The sequence below is a fragment of the Pseudomonas sp. AC463 genome, assembly GCF_979253585.1.
Genome location: NZ_CEEDDZ010000566.1, coordinates 1 through 276 on the forward strand (window position 1 = coordinate 1; position 276 = coordinate 276).

Below are 276 nucleotides of genomic sequence, written 5' to 3' on the forward strand. Positions count from 1 at the left end.
GTGCTGCGCAAAAGGCTGTCCGAGGTCGACCGCGCCTTCACCCAGGCCAGCCAGCGGGTCAAGACACTCAATCAGAGCCTGCGAAACCAGCCGGAGAACTCGGTCAAACTGGCTGGGGCATTGGTCAACGAGCTGGTCGAGACCATGCTTGGCGAGGATGGCGTAGCACTGCACAGCATCACCGGCAAGGCTGCCGAAGATGCCTACGTGCATTCGCTCAACGTCACCGTGCTATCGGTCATGCTGGGCCGCCAGCTGGGCCTGGATAGCGAGGCC

The 276-nt window shown here is 62.7% G+C and carries 1 pseudogene; it reads left to right on the forward strand.

What is annotated here, in order from left to right:
* Positions 1–276, forward strand: a pseudogene (locus tag AC0IYH_RS31445) (HD-GYP domain-containing protein); the annotation flags it as partial.